The organism is Streptococcus oralis (assembly GCF_026782085.1).
In the GTDB taxonomy this organism is placed as follows: domain Bacteria; phylum Bacillota; class Bacilli; order Lactobacillales; family Streptococcaceae; genus Streptococcus; species Streptococcus oralis_DA.
Genome location: NZ_JAKUVW010000007.1, coordinates 39,669 through 56,988, shown reverse-complemented (window position 1 = coordinate 56,988; position 17,320 = coordinate 39,669). Strand labels below are relative to the sequence as shown.

Sequence of the window (17,320 nt, the reverse complement as noted above, 5' to 3'; positions counted from 1 at the left end):
CTCTTCAAACCACGTCAGCGTCGCCTTACCGTACTCAAGTACAGCCTTCGGCTAGCTTCCTAGTTTGTTCTTTGATTTTCATTGAGTATTATTCGCTTTTTACTCGTTTGACATAGTTTTCAATTGGATAGTTTACTGGGTCCAAGGTCAACTCCTTGTCTTGGACCAGCTGGGCTAGATGGTAACCGATGATCGGCCCCGTTGTGAGACCTGAAGAACCTAGACCACTAGCCGCATAGACACCTGCCAATCCTGGCACTTGTCCAAAAAATGGGGAGAAATCACTGGTGTAGGCACGGATCCCTAATCGCTCACCTATTATAGTAGCTCCAGCCAAGGCTGGGTAGTATGGCAAGGCTGCTTCCTCCATTTGTTGAAGCAAGGTTTCATCTACCGTCAAATCAAATCCCATATCATTTTCATGGGTAGCTCCTAGGGACAATTTCCCACCTGCAAAAGGAATCAAATCCCACTCCCCTTCTGGCATGACAACAGGGTGAGATGCTAGGTCTTTAGAGAGCTGATAATCTCGGAGTTGCCCCTTTTGGGGACGAACATCTACCTCATATCCTAAAGGTTCCAAAATGTCCCCCAACCAAGCTCCTGTCGCCAAAATAACCTGATCAAACATCTCTTCACCAATCTGGTAACCGGATGCTAAAGGTGTCAGACTCACTTTTTCTTTGACCAGCTTGACTTGACTGGCTTCTAGCAAACGAGTCACTAAGAGGTGGCCATCTACTCTCGCTCCACCAGAAGCATAGAGCAGGCGGTCAAATCCCTGCAAGCCAGGAAATAATTCATTTGCAGATGCTTGGTCTAAAATGGCTAACTGACCTATCAAGGGAGATTCTTCCCTACGCTGGAGTGCTAGTTCATAGAGTTCTTCTAACTTGTATTCATCCTTTTTCAAGAGAAAAACTCCCGAACGCTGGTAAAAGTCGATTTCCTGACCAGATTTTTCTAAATCAGCCAACAAATCCACATAAAAGTCAGCTCCCAAGCGCGCCATCTTATACCAGGCTTTATTGCGACGTTTGGAAAACCAAGGACTGATAATTCCCGCTGCTGCCTTGGTTGCCTGACCCTGACCATGGTCAAAAACAGTTATCTCTAAGTCAGTTTCTTTAGAGAGGTAGTAGGCAGCAGTTGCCCCTACAATCCCTGCTCCAATAATGGCAACTTTTTTCATTGTCTTCACTTCCTAACTAGATATGGTGGAAAGGATTGGTCGATGCTTGGCTAGGTATGATATCAATGGTCCAATCCTTTTCTGCCTTCCATTGATTAAGGAGGTCAGCAATTTTTTCGACAAAAAGAATTTCGATATAGTGACCCGGGTCCAGCGCCAACAAGCCATCAGACAGCATATCCTGAGCTGTGTGGTAGTAGATATCACCAGTAATATAGACATCTGCCCCCTTTGCCAAAGCATCAGGATAGAAAGACTGACCACTACCACCGCAAATGGCAACTCTTGAAATTTCCTTCTTCAAATCACTCTCTTGATAATGCACCATGCGAAGACTATCTAGATCAAAGACTTGCTTAACATGCTGGGCCAATTCCCCAAATGTCTGAGTCGGGATATTTCCAATACGCCCAATTCCACGTTCTAGACCTGTTTCCTGGAGATATGTCGTTTCCTCAATGCCTAGCATCTGGCAAAACCAGTCATTGAGACCATTCTCAACGATGTCAATATTGGTGTGACTGACATAAACGGCAATGTCATGCTTGATAAGGTCGATGTAAATCTGATTTTGCGGACGGCTGGCTACCAAGTCCTTGATGGGACGAAAGATAGGCGCGTGCTTAACGATAATCAAATCCACACCCTTTTCAATAGCCTCTGCCACCGTGTCTTCACGAATATCAAGGGCAACCATGACCCTTTGGATATCCTTGTCTAAAGTACCGATTTGCAGGCCACGACTGTCACCCTCCATTGAGAATTCCTGAGGGCAAAAGGCTTCATAAGCTTGTATTACTTCACTTGCTAGCATGGAAGCACCTCATTGATGGCTTGAATTTTATGAGCTAGAACTTGACGTTCTTCTCGATTTTTCTCTGGGATTTGGTCAAGAGCAAACTCTAACTTAGCTGCTTCTTTTTGCCACTTTTGAACGAAGACTGGGCTGACTTCTTTGGACAAGAAGGGACCAAAGCGAACATCACTGACTGATAGCTTCATTTGTCCCGCTTCCACCACCAAGATCTCATAGAACTTACCAGCTTCTTCTAGAATGCTTTCTGCTACAATCTGAAATCCGTGCTCTTGTAACCAAATGCGCAAGTCGTCTTCACGATTATTGGGTTGGAGGATCAAACGTTCTACATTAGCTAGCTTGTCCAAGCCTTCTTCCAAAATTGTAGCAATCAAACGGCCACCCATACCAGCAATGGTGATAATAGAGACTTGGTCAGCCTCTTCAAATGCCGCTAAGCCATTGGCTAAACGGACTTGGATTTTCTCCTTTAGACCGTGAACCTCAACATTTTTAACCGCAGACTGATAAGGACCTTCCACCACTTCCCCTGCAATGGCGCTTTTGATTTGGCCTCTCTCAACTAACTCGATGGGCAGATAAGCATGGTCACTTCCCACATCTAGTAAAATAGCTCCCTGTGGTACAAAGGACGCCACCAATTCTAATCTCTTTGAAATCATCTTCTCTCACTTTCCAAAACTCTATTACCTCTTATTATACCACATTTCAGCTAGCAATCTTGCACCTAAAAAGACCGCAATCCACAGATTGCAGTCTTTCTTTATTTTCTGGCTTGGTAACGACTGGATAGAATGAAAATCACCGTAAATACCAGCATCATGACCCCATAAACAGGCAACGTTTGTTCAGTTAAGGTCGAAATTTCAAGTAGCTTTTGAATCATTGGGAAGAGGGCTGTAGCTAGGAAACCACCTACTGACCAAATAACCAAGAGTACACGCCAGAGGGTGAATGGCATGCAGGCTCTAAATACGGATAAGAAACCGATAGACCCAAGGAGATAATAGAGGAGGGTTGATATTTCTATCTCAGACCAACCTTGACTCGCTCCAAATAGTTTCACAAAAAGAACGCTGAACACGATCATGAGGGCACTTGGTAGGGCGCGAAGCATGGATCTTCTGAGGAAGTTTGGTTCAACAGGTTTGATATTTCTCTCAAAAGTCTGAACGAATGGCGGGAACCCTTCCACGAACTGGTCAATCATGGTAATCTGGATTGGAATGAAAGGGAAAATCAAAATCCACTCAGACCGTCCCAGAAGAACACTGGCGATACAGATGACTGCAAGCAAGAAGGAATAGATGGTCTTAATCAAGAAAATCGGTGCGATATGGGCAATGTTATTGACCACCCGACGGCCTTCAAAGAGAATCTCAGGAACATCATTAAAGTCTGAGTTCAAGAGAACTAGATTGGCAATCTGGCGAGTCGCCGGATCTCCCTCCGCCATTACGATCGAACAATCTGCCTCACGAAGGGCCAGGATATCATTGACTCCATCCCCTGTCATGGCCGTTGTATGCCCTGCTTTTTTCAGGGTTTGGATGATGAGTTTCTTTTGATGAGGGGAAACACGTCCGAAAATAGCTGTCTCTTCAGCCATGGCAATCAATTCCTCATCCGTGATTTTTGAACAATCTACATAGCTGTGATAGTCTGCAAAACCAGCCTTCTGGGCAATGCTGGAAACCGTAACTGGATTGTCGCCAGAGATAATCTTGAGACCTACTTCCTGGGAACGGAGATAGTCCAGCGTCTCAGCTGCTCCTTCTCGAATCGGGTCCAAGATTTCCAGCAAGGCGAGGGCCTGAATGTCAGACGGTTTCTGTGGTTTGTGATGATCTAGTTTTTCCTGACTGAGTGCCAAGACCAAAACACGCGAGCCTCTCTCCAAGGCCTCTCTAGCTTCTGGGACTTCAGAGTCCAACAACATCTCAGGCGCCCCTAAAAAAACCGTCCCCAGACCTTCTAACTCCATAGCTCCCCACTTGCGGTCGCTTGAGAAAGGAAGATTCGAAAGCATAGGATAGGAGACCTGTCCTTGGAAACGCTGGCGAATGGCTTGAGCTGTTGGATTTTTATCCTCACTATGAGCGATATAGCTAGTCAAAATGCTGGCAATAGCCTCATCACCATAAGTTTCCGTCAGAGGAAGAACATCCTCCACCTGCATCTTTCCTTGGGTGATGGTGCCCGTCTTGTCCAGACAGAGCATATCCACGCGCGCCAAGGTCTCGACAGAGTACATCTCCTGCACCAAGACCTTTTTCAAGCCCAGCTTGATCACCGCAGTCAAGAGCGAAGTTATGGTCAAAAGGGCGATTCCCTTGGGCAGCATACCCAAAAGTGCTGTTGAAGTATTCACTACAGAAGACTTAAGAGGTAAACCTTTTAAAATCAAGGCTTCTAGCAGGAGAGCTAGACCAAAGGGAATGATAATCTTCCCAGTAAAACCAGCTAACTTGTCCAGCGATTTCATGATACGGGAATTGATCGGTTTCACAGTCTTAGCTTCCAGCATGAGTTTGGAAGCATAGTTGTCTGCCCCGACATGGTGAACTTGAGCCAAAACTGCGCCACTGGCTAGGAAACTCCCTGATAAAAGCAAGGCATCCACTTCTTTTTGCACCAAATCACTCTCTCCCGTTAACATGGCTTCATTGACTTCCACAAATCCTTCCAGAACCAAGGCATCACTAGGAATCTGCTCTCCAGCAGACAAACGAATGACATCTCCTAGGACCAATTCTTCTGGATCGAGAGCAACTTCTTGACCCTCACGGATGGTTTTGACCTTTTCCTTGGTCATGAGATTGAGCTTGTCCACCATGTGTTTAGCCCGTAGCTCAGTCACAATCCCAGAAAAAGCGTTAAAGCAAATAACAGCAAAGAAAACCAGATTGCTCCAAGCCTGCACAAAGGCCAGCGCTAGAGCAATAACAAAGTTTAATGCGTTAAAAAGTGTAAAAACATTTCGTTTGAAGATTTGCCAAGTACTGGTACTGGCCGACGCGGTAAAGTCATTGACCAAACCTTGAGCCTGTCTTTCCTTGACTTCTCTTTGGGTTAATCCCATTATCTTATTTTTATCCATAAACTCTATCATATCATTTTTTTTAAAAGAATTCTAATCCCATCTAAAACTGTTGGCTGATAACTGAAAAAGTTTGCCAGCAGTCTTTTGATAAGGTATAATAATAAAAGCAATACAATCGAAGGAGATCTCATGTTTTATACTTATTTGCGTGGACTAGTCATGCTGATCTTGTGGTCCATCAATGGCAATGCTCACTATCACAATACTGATAAAATCCCTAGCCGGGACGAAAACTATATCCTCGTCGCACCTCACCGTACCTGGTGGGATCCTGTTTACATGGCCTTTGCGACCAAGCCAAAACAGTTCATCTTTATGGCCAAAAAAGAGCTGTTTAACAACCGTATCTTTGGCTGGTGGATCCGTATGTGTGGCGCCTTTCCTATCGACCGAGAAAAACCTAATGCCTCTGCCATCAAGTACCCTATCAACGTCCTCAAAAAAAGCGACCGCTCTCTCATCATGTTTCCAAGTGGGAGCCGTCACTCAAATGATGTCAAGGGTGGAGTTGCCTTGATTGCCAAAATGGCTAAGGTTCGCATCATGCCTGTTACCTATACCGGTCCCATGACCTTGAAAGGCTTAGTCAGCCGTGAACGTGTGGATATGAACTTTGGAAATCCTATCGATATCTCAGATATCAAGAAAATGAATGATGAAGGAATCGAAATGGTTGCAGACCGTATCCAAGCAGAATTCCAACGTTTGGACGAAGAAACCAAGCAATGGCACAATGATCAAAAACCAAACCCACTCTGGTGGTTTGTCCGAATCCCTGCCCTCATCCTTGCTGTGGTTGTTGGTATCCTAACAATTATCTTTACCTTCATTGCAAGCTTTATCTGGAATCCAGATAAGAAGAGAGAGGCTCTTGGTTAAAAAATACAATTATCCCTTGGCTTTTGCCAAGGGATAATTCTTTTATGCAATTTTCCATTTTTGAGCCAACCAGTTGGAAAAGGCTAGAAATCGCTCAGCCACTTGCTCATGATGCCCATAAGGATCAAAGACAAACTGACCAGTCGGATAGCGTTGCTGAAGACTGGTATGGATTTGCTCAGCATAGGCTGGTGCTTGAGCCAAGCGATTGGTATGAAGGGCTCCTTCTGTTTGACCATTCTGTAAATACAGTAAACAGTCCAAATTTTTCACCTTTTCTTCCTTGCAATAAGTCACAAAATCAGGATACCAAAAGGAAGCGCAGATCGAGAAGATACAGGAGACCTTGTCAAAGCTGAATAGACTGTAGACTGCCGTCAGTCCACCTAATGAGTATCCTCCATAGGCAAGGCGATCTTCGTCCAGGCGATAAAGCGACTGCAGCTTGTCTAAAAGACCTCCAAATAAATGACCATGATAGGCATTTGCCTGACCGCCAAAATCTGGAGCTCCCTCTCTCAGAGCAGCTGCCTTCCAGGGAGTGTAGTCGTTTAGGCGATTTTTAGAGGTCAAACCAACTAAAATTACAGATTCTGAAAGGGAAGAGAGGAAATCCAAGTTTCCATCATTCAAGAGAATAGCTGGATAGGTTTGGTTGGGATCATAGGCCGAAGGAAGGCTGATCCTAACTTGGATCCCTTCCCAATCAAACTCATTATTTATTGATAAAGTCATTGATTTTCTCAAGGGAATCAATCACTGCTGGGCCATAATCCATTAACTCATCGTAAGAAATGGTCATGATTTTTTGATTCTTAATTGCAGGAACGTTTTCCAAAACTTCATTTGCTTTCATCAACTCTACTGCGTTGGCATCCAATTTTTTATTGCGGTCGCTGGTTACATAGATAATCAACTCAGGATCCATTGACACGAGATTTTCCAAGGTCAAACCTGATGTTCCCGTTGCAACATTTGTATAACCAAGTTGATTCAACAAGCTTTCTTGCAAAGCAGACTTGTAGGCACCAAAGGTTTCGTCATTATAAGCAACCATAATCAAAGCCTTTTTCTTTTCACCTTGGCTTGCTGGGTTTGCTTTCTTAACAGCGTCAATTTTAGCTTGTAATTGGGCTGCGTATTCATTGGCCTTGTCCTGAACATTGAAAATCATTCCAAGATTTTTGACATCTTCTACGATATTTCCCAAATCTTGCTGAATCGTTGAGAGAGAAGCTTTTTGTGTATAGACTGGGATTTTATTTTCATTCCAAGTGCTAACTGTCCCCAAGGATTTTTCAGAAAACATCATGTTTCGACCCATCACCGCATCTGGCTCATAAGAAAGGACTGTCTCTTGTGAAACTGTTTTTTTATCGCCAATTTGAGGAATCGTCGCAATCGCGTCCTTGTATTTGTCAGTCACAGCATTATCAGGGTTAAGCATGCCAGCAATTTTATCCTTCAAGCCTAACTCCAATAAGATTTCAGTGGTTGAAAGATTGTTGGTGATAACTTTTTCAGGTGCCTTGTCAAAGACTTGTTCAACTTCATTTCCCTTAGCATCATAGGTCTTGACCGTTAACGGATAAGTCGTCTCTGTGCTGACTTTTTGACTTGTTTCTGTACTAGACTGTGTGGTAGCTTTTTCTGTAGTAGTATTGCCACAAGCTGCCATGGTTAGGGTAGCTACTGTTACGAGTAAAATACTGAGTGTTTTTTTCATTTTGTTTTCCATTTCTTTCTTATAAATAGTGAATCATAGCTTGCTGATCCTCGGTCCAAGTAACCTGACTTTGAACTCCGTATACAGTTTGCAATGACTCAGGGGTGATGGTCTCCTTTGGAGTCCCTTGGTAAAGGATTTCTCCCTCTTTCATCAGATAGAGATAATCCGAATAGCGACAAGCAAGTTGAATATCATGCAGGACAGCTAGAACATTGACCTTGAGATTCTTCACAATAGCCAGTAAGTCTAGCTGATACTTGATATCTAGATGATTGGTTGGTTCGTCCAGGAGCAAGAGAGTCGGTTCTTGCGCCAAGGCGCGTGCTAATAAGACTCGTTGTTTCTCTCCCCCTGACAGAGACGAATAGAGACGAGTTTTCTTCTCAAGCATATCTACCTTGACGAGGGCATCTTGAACGAGGGAATAATCTCTTTCCTTTTCCTTCTGTAAAAAAGAGAGATGGGGCGTTCTTCCCAGCAAGACGATTTCCTCAACTGTACAATCAAACTGCAATTGATTAAACTGGGTGACAACTGCCATCTGCTTGGCTGTTTCTTTGAGTGACCAATGATCCAGCGGCTTTCCATCTAAGCTTATCAAGCCTTTGTCTGCCTTTTCCTGACGATAGAGGAGTTTAAGCAGGCTGGTTTTTCCACTTCCATTTGGCCCTAGTATCGTATGAAATTGATGCCCCTCAACTTTAAGAGAAACTCCTTTGAGGATTTTTTTCTCTCCTAGTCCAAAGTGGACATCCTGACAAATCAAGTCCATATCAGACCCTCACCTCCCTTCGCCTACCTCCTACAATGTAGATGAAGAAGGGAGCACCTACTAAGGCTGTGAAAATACCAATCGGCAACTCGGCATTTGGAATGATGACACGAGAGAGTACATCTGCCCAGACGACAAAGAGGGCCCCCAGTAAGGTCGCAACGGGAAAAAGTCTCCTGTAATTCGTTCCTACTAACCCTCGAGCTAAGTGAGGAGTAATGAGACCAACAAATCCAATAATCCCACAAGTTGCCACTAAGACTGCTGTCAGCACAGCCACCATGGTCACATAAAGATACCAATAAAAGCGTAAGGGAATCCCCAGAGTTAAAGCAGCCTCATCTCCCATCATCATCGCATTAAAAACACGATACTGAGTAGAGAAAAATAGAAAAGCCATTCCTACTACTATAGTTGGCAGGACTAAGTCAGACCAGGTAGTCCCGGCAAGCGAGCCCATGGTCCAAAACTTAATGGTCATCACACTGTCCGCATTAGCGCCAACTGAGATAATAAAGTTGGAAAATGCCAGAAAGAGAGCATTGACAACCGTTCCTGATAAGATCAGACTGGAAGTCGTCATCCTGCCCTGCATAGAGGCAATGATAAGGACAGCAATTGTTGCCAAAATAGCTCCTAAAAAAGCTCCAAGGCTAATCACCAATTTTAAACCAAGAATGATGCTTAAGGTTGCTCCTAGAGTTGCACCCGCAGAAATTCCTAAGACATAGGGCTCAGCAATAGGATTGTTCACTGTAGACTGCATCACGCTGCCACACATAGAAAGACCAGCCCCTACTATCAGACCTAACAATACTCGGGGGAATCTCATGTTCCATACAATGGCAAGAGTAGACTTGGAAACCTCTCCTATCTCAAGAGGAAAACCCAACCTGCTCAAAATAATCCGATAGGTATCTCCTAGATCAATCGCAACGGATCCCATAGAAACTGCTAAAAAGAGCGAAATTCCTAGAGTAGCTAGCAAAATACCTAAAAGTAACACAAATTGCAGGTCCCGTCGGCTTCCAGAAAATTTGGAAAGCATGAAAACCTCCTTAGACAAAATTAAAAATTTAGAAAATTCTCATAAAAAGTATACCATATTTTCAACAATGGAACAAGATGAGAAAAATAAATATAGTTGGTCTTACAGTGCTAATAATCGTAACCGAAGATTATACTTGGGTATATCGAGGTAAAGTGACAACATAAAAAGCCCTCTAAAATTAGAGAGCTGATTTGAGCCCGGGCTAAAATCCTAGTGAAACAAAAAAATCTACACGATCAGAAAAGTCTCTATCGTGCCATTTTCATACATGATGTATAGTCCAAGTAGAATGAATACTATGGGCACAATGATTCGCTCGTATTTTTCAATTGTCTCGAATATTAACGGAATAGAGGATAACATCCGACTAATCTCGCAAAAGATAATTATGCCGATTACAAACACAAGCAACGCCACGAGGGTCTGTGACCAATCTAACGAAGCAAAATAAGGTATATAGATACCTAAATTATCTCCGCCAGACGCAATTGTCAGCAATGTAACTGTCCAAAACAGTTGATTTGCCTTGCTTTGTTCTAATCTTTCAATAATTTCTTCCTCTTCTTCCTCACCTTCTCCAACAATTGCAAAGCGAATCCCTAAATAGATAGGGATTAAACCAAGCAATCCAACCATCCATTCTTCAGGCACGAAATTAACGACATAAGCAGCAACTAAACTCGCCCCTACAAGTAAGCCTGTTCCTAGATATTGCCCCGTATAAATATGCCATTTCTGTTTATTCTGTGATAGCTGTGCAAATAAAATAATTAAAATAATTAAATAATCGATACTGGTGGAAATATAAACACCAATAGCAGATATGATTGTCTGTCCCATAAAAAACTCCTGTATTAGTCAGTAATAAATCAGCAGATTTTAGGAGAGCACAGACACATTAATTTAGCTATCGCTAGTGGGTAATGTCGAACGTAGGAAAGCATTTTACTCCTCCTCAAAACGTAGTTACAAAGTAATTTCTAACTGGAATTCGGTGACTACTTCCATGTAAAGTATAACATACTATACTTTACTTCGTAAAGTGTGGGCTCTCCGAGGGGGCTTGCAGACAGTTACTCGGCTTGAAAAGCCGAGTAACTGCGCACCTTCATGGTGTCATTAGCTGATACCATTTGAGGTTTTTGTAGTCTCCAAAATTGTGACCGATAAAACAATATGTGCTTTCGCTCCTTCAGGAAGACTGTTTTTGTAGTCTCCAAAATTGTGACCGATAAAACTAACCAGTTGGGGCTGCTTCCTCATGGAAGGTTTTTGTAGTCTCCAAAATTGTGACCGATAAAACCCGTGTGATGATATCAATGAACTTAAACGCGTTTTTGTAGTCTCCAAAATTATGACCGATAAAACGAAATGATTAAGACATACCCTGACGGCTTGGTTTTTGTAGTCTCCAAAATTGTGACCGATAAAACCTCAATAAAAAAGCTCTCTGAAGTCAGAGAGCTGATTTGATCTCGGGCTAAAATCCTAGTGAAAAAGATGAAACTCCTTGTGTTCATCGAACACTGTTTCCTTTCCCTATTTTCATACGGATTTTTGGAGCCCTTAGCATCATAATTCTTGCTGGATAAAACGTTTATAGACTAGGCGACGAGGCGAAGATTGTACTAATGGTACATCGAGCTGAAGCCAACGAAGTATAGAAACGTTTTAGACGCAAGATTAGCGACGAAGTCCGAGAGAGTTGATCAACTCACGGTAACGGTTAACGTCGTTTTTACGCAAGTATGCAAGCAAGTTACGACGGCGACCGATTTTCTTCATCAATCCACGGTAAGTAGCGTGGTCTTTTTTGTGTTGTTTGATGTGTTCGTTAAGGTGGTTGATTTCCCAAGTAAGGACAGCAACTTGAACCTCTACTGAACCTGTATCACCTTCGTGACGTGCATATTGTGCGATGATTTCATTTTTTTTCTCTTTTGAGATTGCCATGATGTTTCTCCTTTTTATTTGGCTTCATCCGAGTGACAGGTTGGCATGCCTGTAACCAAGAAGAAGTTATTTGTCTTTACGACAGTTCTTATTCTACCAAGAAGCAGAGACTTTGTCAACTGATTTACTGTTTAAAACCTTGAATTACTCTACTGATTTCAAGGCTTCGAGCATATCCACTTTTCTCAAGCGGTGATTAACAAATAGGCCTAATAAGGCTAAGATTACAGTCGCTGCGACGATTGGAAGAGCATAGACTTCCCAGCTGACCTGAGGATAAAAAAGTATGGTGGCCGGTGAAATCATTTGAATCAAAAATTGATGTAAATAGTGGCCGGCTACCAAACCGAGAGCAATTCCCACAAGGGACAGCACCATAGTCTCGCGGTAGATATAGAGAGTCACTTCTTTATTATGGAAACCAAGAACCTTAATAGTGGAAAGTTCACGGATACGTTCTGCGACATTGATGTTAGTGAGATTGTAGAGAATAACAATGGCTAGTAAAACGGAAACAAGGACAAGGATTGCCATGGTTTTATTGAGAGAATTGGCTACAGATTCAAAGAGATGGATAGCCGTTGCATTTTGGACGACCCCAGAAACAGCAGCTTTTCCCATGAAAGTAGCCGCTTCTTTCTCCGTATTGGAAGGTGTTGGGTCTTTTAATTTTACTAGGTAGGTATTGTCTTGCGGACTGGTTCCATAGACTTGTTCGTAAGTCGCACGGTTTAGATAAACAAAGTGTCCAACATAGTTTTCAGAAATAGCCGCAACCTTGATTTCTTTCCCATCAAGCTCTAGCTTGTCTCCAACCGTAACACTTGCTAGTTGGGCTAATTTTTGACTCACGACCGCTCCATTAGTGACCTGCACCTCTTGCCCCTTTTCCTCTAATACGATAAAGGGTTTGAAATCTTCTCTGTTTGTGACCATCAAGGTGATAGTCTGAAGTCCTACTTTTCCTTTGAAATCTTTTTCAATGGATTTAGAGTAAATCTTTTGAGAAGCATGGATCGATTCAGCTTGCAAGGCACTGTCTAGATCTGCTTTTTCTTGCTCCGTTGCACTGCTCTTTTCCGCTACAATCATCTGGTATTGCTGGATTTGTTCAAATTGACGCTCCACAACTCCTCCCACAGAAGACTGAATACCAAGACCTGCAAATAGGAGAGCAACCGAACCCGCAACTCCAAAAATGGTCATCAACATCCGTTGCTTATAACGAAAGATATTTCTTGCCGTAACCTTATGAGTAAAACTCAAACGACTCCATATAAAGCTCAACCGTTCCATCAAAATCTTTGCTCCTTTAACGGGAGGTTTGGGAAGCAAAAGTTGGGCTGCTTCATCGTGTAATTCCCTCCGCGCTACCAGATAAGCTGGCAAGACACTGGATACCCAACTCAAGGCTAGGGCAAGGAGGCTATAAGACCAGTAAAAATACTCCTGGCTTTTCCCAACGACCATTCCTGCTGTTATAACATCTGAAATCACCCCTGCAAGGAGATAATGCCCAAGAAGTGTTCCTATAATGGTTCCCACAGTTCCTGCAAGAAAACCATAGAGGATAAACTTGGCAACTATATCTTGATTCCGGTAACCTAGGGCCTTGAAAATACCAGCATTGGTACGCTCTTCATCCACAAAGCGAGTCATCGTTGTAAAGGTCACCATTGCAGCGACCATATAAAGCACCACTGGGAAAATATTTCCGATAGAACGAATACTTGTTGATAAATTGCTGTACATGCGGTAGCCTTGACCACCTGGCATGGTTTGGCGATTGTATACGTGGTATTTCGGCTCTGCCAGTTCATCAAGCTCTTTCTGACGCTGTTCAAGCTTCTCTTTTTCCTTAGTTAGATCACTCTTTGTCTGAGCCAGTTTTTCTTTTTTAGTCGCCAGTTCTTCCTTAGCTTTTGTCAGATGTCCCTCGATTTGACTCTTTTGCGGTTCTGGTAAAGCGGTCGCTTGTTCTTCTTGCGTTTTCAAGCGACTTTCGGCCTGCTCTAACTGACTCTTGCCATTTTCAAGGTTGCTTTCAGCAGTTTGGAGCTGTTCTTTGCCCTCTTCCAAGCTCTTTTGCCCATTTGATTTGATACTTGCCAATCTTTTTTGACCATTATCAGCAAGTAAGTCTTGCAACTCTTCCTGATGTTGGGCTCGTTTGGTCTTATAGTCTGATGAAAAAGTATCCAGATTTTTTAAATCGTCATAGCGCACACGCGCAATACTATAAACATCTGAGTCAAACTGACTGGGTAAAATTACTCCATAGCCAGTCAGGTTGCCATTTCCACTACTAGCACTTCCTAAATCTTCTTTAGAAAGAATCTCACCCGACTGAACAAATCCAGTAATTGTAAAAGTTTGAGATTTTACGATGGACTTTTCTTCTTTCTTAGTAAAGGTAATGGTCTGCCCAATCTGATAGCGGTCTTTCCAGAAATCGGCTAGGGCAATTTCCTCATCAGCTTCTGGCAGTCGCCCTTCTGTCACTTGAAAGGTTGAAATGCTCTCTGGTTTGGAATAAAGTCGAACTGCTTCCTCACCATTTTCAACGGTTAGGTCTGCCATATAGCCAAACTCAACACTTGCTCCTTGAAGGGTCTTTAGTTCGTCTTGGTCTTCTTTGTCCAAGCCATAATCAGCTATTACGGCCAGATCCAGGGTATTGGCTTTACGGAGATAATCCCCTGCCGTGCGTTCCATGTTTGGACTGGCTACTTTAAGACCTACTAGGGCTAAAGAACCCAGCATCATCAAGGTCAAGATAGAAACAAAGCGTCCCTTTGAAGTCGTCACTGACTGAAATAGGTCTTTCCGATATGTTTTTTTCATGCTAATACTCCAATATATCGATATCCTGTGGATTCTCATTAATCGTCACACTCTTAACCGTTGCATCACGCATATGAATCACGCGATCTGCAATAGGGGCTAGCGCGCCATTGTGGGTCACAATAATCACCGTCGCTCCTTTTTGACGAGACATGTCTTGGAGAATTTTCAAGACTTGCTTCCCTGTCTGGTAATCCAAGGCACCTGTCGGTTCATCACAAAGGAGAATTTTAGGATTCTTGGCTACAGCGCGTGCAATGGACACTCGCTGTTGCTCCCCTCCAGAAAGCTGGGCTGGAAAGTTATTGAGGCGATGAGCCAAACCTACGTCTTTGAGCACTTGCTCTGGATCCAAGGCACCTGTCACGATTTCTGAAGCCAGTTCCACATTTTCCTTGGCTGTCAGATTGGAGACTAGATTGTAAAACTGAAAAACAAAGCCCACATCATCTCGACGATAGTTTGTTCGTTGGTGGGAATTGTAGTCAGCGATATTAACACCATCAATCCAAATCTCCCCCTCATCATTGGTATCCATACCTCCTAGGAGATTGAGAATGGTTGATTTTCCAGCACCTGAAGCACCAAGGATAATGACCAACTCCCCCTTTTCAATTTCAAAATTCACATCACGATTAGCCACAATCTCTGTATCTCCAACCTGGTAACGCTTGTAGCTGTGTTTCATTTCAATATAAGCCATATCGTTTATCTCCTTTTCAAAGCTCGTTTTCTTAAATCAACAATATGTTGATTCTAAATCACAAATATTATATAATGGGCTAAGTCAAAAAGCAATAATCAAAAATCAACAAAGTGTTGATTTAATAAAAAGGAAGAAAAATGGTTCAGAAACGAAAAACTACTACTAAGGAAGGCATCAAAGAAGCTTTGATTCAGTTGCTATCAGAGGAGAAATTTGAAAATATATCAATTAGTAAGCTCTGCAAACGGGCAGGAATTAATAGGGGAACTTTCTATCTACACTATGAAGATAAATATCAAATGATTGACAGTTTTAAAAGTGAAATTATTTCCCAGCTCTACATTTTTTTAGAAAAAGAAAGAGAATCGCCTAGAAAGTTTATGTTAGCCAACTTTTATATATTACGTTCGAACGAACGCCTTATCAACGCCTTGTCCCAAAGTCATTACATAGACTTTCGTGGTGCAATTCGTGAATTTCTAAGTAGCATTATTCTAACTGAAAATCAAAAAGAAAAGACTCGTCATTTCTTATCAGAAAACTTCCAAATTCCTCACAAATACGCTTTGGAAATCTTCTTATCAAGTATTGAAGGAATTATTTCTCTTTGGATTGCTGGGGGAGCTCAAGAAGAACCGGAAGAAATCACGGATATGATTTTATCAACCTATAACTACGAACACTGGCGCTACGAATCAAAAGAAGATTAACTCATACAGCCCACTACAGCATAAGCTCTATCCTCTCATTTTATACTTTTTCAATTAGCTAAATTGCCTTTTTTTAAACTTCGATACAAAAAAGCCTAGGAATCCTAGGCTTTCTATTTATAGATTATTTTCCAAGGTAGTATTCAGAAACTACGTTCAATTTTTCGTCAAATTCGAATACCAATGGTGGGAAGTTAGGGATTTCCACGTCCATGATTTCGTCATCTGACAAGCGTTTGATGTGTTTTACAAGGGCACGGATTGAGTTACCGTGAGCTCCTACGAATACATTTTTACCATCTTTAAGTGCTGGAGCGATTTTGTCTTCCCAGAATGGAAGGGCACGTTCCAAAGTCACTTTCAAGTTTTCAGCATCTGGGATAACTGAGTCGTCAAGTGAAGCGTAACGACGGTCAGTGTGAGCTGAATGCTCATCATCACGGTCCATGTTTGGAGGCAATACATCGTATGAACGACGCCAGATGTGAACTTGCTCATCACCAAATTGTTCCGCAGCTTCAGCTTTGTTTTTACCAGTCAAACCACCGTAGTGACGTTCGTTCAAGCGCCATGATTTTTCAACTGGAACCCACAATTGGTCAGAAGCTTCAAGAGCCAAGTTTGTTGTTTTGATCGCACGTTTCAATACTGAAGTGTAAGCTTGGTCAAATTCGATACCAGCTTCTTTGATCAATTTACCAGCGTCAATCGCTTGTTGTGTACCTTTTTCAGACAAATCAACATCAGCCCAACCAGTGAAAAGGTTAGCTTTATTCCATTCAGACTCACCGTGGCGAGCAAAAACCAATTTTACCATTAGATGGATTCTCCTTTTATTTTTCGAGGTTGCCCTCGTTTATCTATTCTATTTTACACAATTTTTCACAAAAAAGCTAGTTAAAATCAACTAAAAAGAGAGAACAGTGTCCTCTCATCTAGTTATTATTAATTCGCGATATTCAATCAAGAAACGATTGCAATTATTTGTTATTAAAGCATCAATTAAACAATCAGTATTCTTAGTTACATTAGTATCATTGTAACGATTATGAATTAGACCTTCAATTGTTTCTTTGCAATTTTCAAGATTAGCTTTTTCAAATACTACCACACTGACAACATGTGTTCCACCAGAAGTAAGATGCAAAACTAGTAGAGTTTGAAAAGCACTTAGCACTGTTAATACATCATAAGCCGCTAATATCAATCCTCCGATAAATGAATTTTGCATCATTGAAAGGCCAATAAGAGCGAAAATGATACCCCAAGCAAATGTTTTGAAATCAAGACGAAATGAACTATCTACACTTGCAACATGATCAACAGGAATTGTTTTATTTTGAGAACCCAGTGGAATAACTTTTAAAATAGTAGGGTTAGAAGTTTTTATAAAGACTCCCTCTAAAGTAATGGAAGCTTTTAAATAGAATGTTAAATACGATGTAATGAAAGATTGTTTCATAATATTCTCTTTTTATTTTTTCAAGTTGTATTACATCATGTTTTCTTATAAAAAAGCATTTTGCTAACATATTCTTTTGCCAGATAATTCTTTAAATAAAAA

General features: G+C 42.0%; 16 protein-coding genes and 1 CRISPR repeat array. Of the genes, 2 read left to right on the top strand and 14 right to left on the bottom strand.

From position 1 onward, the window contains the following. Window positions 1–88: 88 nt before the first annotated feature. The 4 genes from MK395_RS09690 to MK395_RS09675 form a co-directional block, all read right to left on the bottom strand. Complete coding sequence (locus tag MK395_RS09690; RefSeq protein WP_268711770.1) at window positions 89–1,192, bottom strand: NAD(P)/FAD-dependent oxidoreductase; 1,104 nt, start codon at window positions 1,190–1,192, stop codon at window positions 89–91. 16 nt (window positions 1,193–1,208) lie between these two features. Further along, on the bottom strand, window positions 1,209–2,006 hold the full coding sequence (locus MK395_RS09685) for a Nif3-like dinuclear metal center hexameric protein (RefSeq protein WP_268711769.1): 798 nt from the start codon (window positions 2,004–2,006) through the stop codon (window positions 1,209–1,211). Beyond that, a complete protein-coding gene (locus tag MK395_RS09680; protein ID WP_268711768.1) occupies window positions 2,000–2,671 on the bottom strand; it encodes a tRNA (adenine(22)-N(1))-methyltransferase in 672 nt (223 codons plus the stop codon). The genes MK395_RS09685 and MK395_RS09680 overlap by 7 nt, the downstream gene beginning before the upstream one ends. 101 nt (window positions 2,672–2,772) lie before the next feature. Then, on the bottom strand, window positions 2,773–5,109 hold the full coding sequence (locus MK395_RS09675) for a cation-translocating P-type ATPase (RefSeq protein ID WP_268711767.1): 2,337 nt from the start codon (window positions 5,107–5,109) through the stop codon (window positions 2,773–2,775). A gap of 132 nt (window positions 5,110–5,241) precedes the next feature. Between MK395_RS09675 and MK395_RS09670 the strand changes: the two genes are divergently transcribed. After that, complete coding sequence (locus MK395_RS09670) at window positions 5,242–5,991, top strand: lysophospholipid acyltransferase family protein (RefSeq protein WP_268711766.1); 750 nt, start codon at window positions 5,242–5,244, stop codon at window positions 5,989–5,991. A gap of 42 nt (window positions 5,992–6,033) precedes the next feature. On the opposite strand, the gene MK395_RS09665 is transcribed toward MK395_RS09670, so the two are convergent. The 8 genes from MK395_RS09665 to MK395_RS09630 all read right to left on the bottom strand — a co-directional run bounded on the left by MK395_RS09665 (window position 6,034) and on the right by MK395_RS09630 (window position 15,043). Beyond that, window positions 6,034–6,726: an alpha/beta hydrolase-fold protein gene (locus tag MK395_RS09665; protein ID WP_065371311.1), complete on the bottom strand. Its 693-nt coding sequence runs from the start codon at window positions 6,724–6,726 to the stop codon at window positions 6,034–6,036. Beyond that, window positions 6,707–7,717 carry an ABC transporter substrate-binding protein gene (locus MK395_RS09660; RefSeq protein ID WP_125388834.1) on the bottom strand — a complete coding sequence of 337 codons (1,011 nt, stop codon included), beginning with the start codon at window positions 7,715–7,717 and terminating at the stop codon, window positions 6,707–6,709. Before MK395_RS09660 ends, MK395_RS09665 begins: the two co-directional genes overlap by 20 nt. Window positions 7,718–7,736: 19 nt before the next feature. After that, complete coding sequence (locus MK395_RS09655) at window positions 7,737–8,492, bottom strand: ABC transporter ATP-binding protein (RefSeq protein WP_125388835.1); 756 nt, start codon at window positions 8,490–8,492, stop codon at window positions 7,737–7,739. 1 nt (window position 8,493) lies between these two features. Further along, complete coding sequence (locus MK395_RS09650) at window positions 8,494–9,540, bottom strand: FecCD family ABC transporter permease (RefSeq protein ID WP_268711765.1); 1,047 nt, start codon at window positions 9,538–9,540, stop codon at window positions 8,494–8,496. Between the two features lie 231 nt (window positions 9,541–9,771). After that, window positions 9,772–10,383 carry a CadD family cadmium resistance transporter gene (locus MK395_RS09645; protein ID WP_000531733.1) on the bottom strand — a complete coding sequence of 204 codons (612 nt, stop codon included), beginning with the start codon at window positions 10,381–10,383 and terminating at the stop codon, window positions 9,772–9,774. 298 nt (window positions 10,384–10,681) lie between these two features. Next, a CRISPR array of direct repeats spans window positions 10,682–10,976; the repeat unit is 35 nt; unit sequence GTTTTTGTAGTCTCCAAAATTGTGACCGATAAAAC. Between the two features lie 250 nt (window positions 10,977–11,226). Continuing rightward, window positions 11,227–11,496 (bottom strand): 30S ribosomal protein S15, encoded by a 270-nt coding sequence (gene rpsO / locus MK395_RS09640; protein WP_001018251.1) that lies wholly within the window; start codon window positions 11,494–11,496, stop codon window positions 11,227–11,229. Window positions 11,497–11,640: 144 nt separating this feature from the next. After that, entirely contained in the window at window positions 11,641–14,346 is a 2,706-nt protein-coding gene (locus MK395_RS09635; RefSeq protein WP_268711810.1) for an FtsX-like permease family protein, read from the bottom strand. Then, window positions 14,342–15,043 carry an ABC transporter ATP-binding protein gene (locus tag MK395_RS09630; RefSeq protein WP_268711764.1) on the bottom strand — a complete coding sequence of 234 codons (702 nt, stop codon included), beginning with the start codon at window positions 15,041–15,043 and terminating at the stop codon, window positions 14,342–14,344. The genes MK395_RS09635 and MK395_RS09630 overlap by 5 nt, the downstream gene beginning before the upstream one ends. 140 nt (window positions 15,044–15,183) lie before the next feature. Here MK395_RS09630 and MK395_RS09625 point away from each other — a divergent pair, with 140 nt between their 5' ends. Further along, window positions 15,184–15,756 (top strand): TetR/AcrR family transcriptional regulator, encoded by a 573-nt coding sequence (locus tag MK395_RS09625; protein ID WP_268711763.1) that lies wholly within the window; start codon window positions 15,184–15,186, stop codon window positions 15,754–15,756. 124 nt (window positions 15,757–15,880) lie between these two features. Here MK395_RS09625 and MK395_RS09620 read toward each other — a convergent pair whose 3' ends face one another. Beyond that, on the bottom strand, window positions 15,881–16,573 hold the full coding sequence (locus MK395_RS09620) for a phosphoglycerate mutase (protein ID WP_000240130.1): 693 nt from the start codon (window positions 16,571–16,573) through the stop codon (window positions 15,881–15,883). 114 nt (window positions 16,574–16,687) lie between these two features. Further along, entirely contained in the window at window positions 16,688–17,218 is a 531-nt protein-coding gene (locus MK395_RS09615) for a hypothetical protein (protein ID WP_268711762.1), read from the bottom strand. Window positions 17,219–17,320: the final 102 nt, after the last annotated feature.